Source organism: Deinococcus rhizophilus, from assembly GCF_030271215.1.
Taxonomy (GTDB): Bacteria; Deinococcota; Deinococci; order Deinococcales; family Deinococcaceae; genus Deinococcus; species Deinococcus rhizophilus.
On the sequence record NZ_JASNGB010000307.1, the window covers coordinates 1 to 1,719 of the forward strand.

Consider the following 1,719-nt stretch of genomic DNA (forward strand, 5'->3'; position numbering starts at 1 on the left):
TCCGGCCCCTCCCCCCGGCGCGGCGCCTGCCGGGGCTGGAGGTGCGCTTCGGTCCCACCGGGCACCCCGAGTGGCCCGACCTCAGCCTCGCGCTGACCGGGCGGGGGGCACGGCTGACCAACGTCTCGGACGGCCCGCTGTGGCTGGCCGGGTGGTCTCCTTCCGGCACCAACGCCTGGCTGCGGGTGCGCGACGACGGCGGCGCCCCGCTGAACCTGCTGCCCAGCGGCGGGCAGGCCACCCTGCCCCTGCGCGGCTGGGAGCGCGGCGTGCGGGTGTGGTACGTGCGGGAGGCGGGGTCGGGGCCGTCGCAGCTGTTCCGGGCAGACTGGACGCCGCCGGATGCGGGTGAACGGGTGCTGAACTGAGCCTGCTGTCCCCACCCCCTCCCGGCGCCCTCTCACCCCCCCCGCCCCCCGCAGGACGTAGGGTGGGCGGATCGTGAGTCTGGTGTTTGATTGGACGGCGCTCGCCACGCGGACGGAGACGCCCGGGACCGGGGGGCAGTTGCGGACGGTGCCGGAGGACTTCCGGGTCGAGGAGATTCCCGCCTACGGGCTCTCCGGCGAGGGCGAGCACCTCTACCTGCAANGGGTGGGCGGATCGTGAGTCTGGTGTTTGATTGGACGGCGCTCGCCACGCGGACGGAGACGCCCGGGACCGGGGGGCAGTTGCGGACGGTGCCGGAGGACTTCCGGGTCGAGGAGATTCCCGCCTACGGGCTCTCCGGCGAGGGCGAGCACCTCTACCTGCAACTGGAAAAGACCGGGCACACCACCGCCCACGTCGTGCGCGAGCTGTGCACGCAACTGGGCGTGCGCGACCGTGACGTGGGCGTCGCCGGGCTCAAGGACCGCCACGCCGTGACGACCCAGTGGATCAGCCTGCCCGCCAGGTACGGGTCGCGGCTGGACGGCTTCGCGCTGGACGGCGTGCGGGTGCTGGAGGTGACCCGCCACGGCAACAAGCTGGGGCTGGGGCACCTGCGCGGTAACCGCTTCGTGGTGCGGGTGCGTGGGGCGGGGGGCACGGCGCAGACGGCGGCGGCGACCCTCGCCCTGCTCACGGCTCAGGGCGTGCCCAATTACTTCGGGCCGCAGCGCTTCGGCCTGCACGGGCTGAATGCCGAGGAGGGCCTGCGCGTCCTGCGCGGCGAGTCACGGGTGCGCGATCCCCGCGTGCGGCGCTTCCTGACGACCAGCGTGCAGAGCCTGATGTTCAACCGCTTTCTGAGCCTGCGAATGGAGCGCGGCCTCTTCGACCGCCTGATCGCCGGGGACATGGCGAAAAAGCACGACACCGGGGGCGTCTTCCTGGTCGAGGACGCGGCGGCCGAGTCCCCCCGCGCGGGGCGCGGCGAGGTCAGCGCGACGGGCACCCTGTTTGGCCGCAAGGTCAAGCCGCTGACCCTGGACGCGGGAGCGCTGGAGGCCGAGGCCCTCGCCGCCTTCGGCCTGACCCCGGAGGTCTTCGCCTCCCGACGGGGCGACCGCCGCCTCACCCGCGTCTTTCCGGAGGGGGCAGAGGTGCGCCCCGAGGAGGACGGCTACACGGCCGCGTTCACGCTTCCAAAGGGCAGTTTCGCCACCAGTGTCCTGCGCGAGCTGACCAAGACGGCCGTGGACGCCCCCGACGAACCGGACGCCCCCGAGGAGGAGGGCGAGTGAGCCTGCGGCGCGGCGGGCTGCTGCTGCTGGCCGGGCTGGGCATGGCCCTCGC

Annotated in this window: 2 protein-coding genes and 1 pseudogene; all 3 read left to right on the top strand. The window is 73.7% G+C overall.

Features of this window, described 5'->3' with window-relative positions:
- Positions 1 to 368 (top strand): annotated as a pseudogene (locus QOL99_RS16865) (hypothetical protein); the annotation flags it as partial.
- Between the two features lie 148 nt (positions 369 to 516).
- Positions 517 to 609: a hypothetical protein gene (locus QOL99_RS18040; protein WP_456318876.1), complete on the top strand. Its 93-nt coding sequence runs from the start codon at positions 517 to 519 to the stop codon at positions 607 to 609.
- Positions 606 to 1,667, top strand: coding sequence for a tRNA pseudouridine(13) synthase TruD (truD, locus tag QOL99_RS16875; protein ID WP_285525538.1), 1,062 nt, complete (start codon positions 606 to 608; stop codon positions 1,665 to 1,667). The genes QOL99_RS18040 and truD overlap by 4 nt, the downstream gene beginning before the upstream one ends.
- The last annotated feature ends 52 nt before the right edge of the window (positions 1,668 to 1,719 follow it).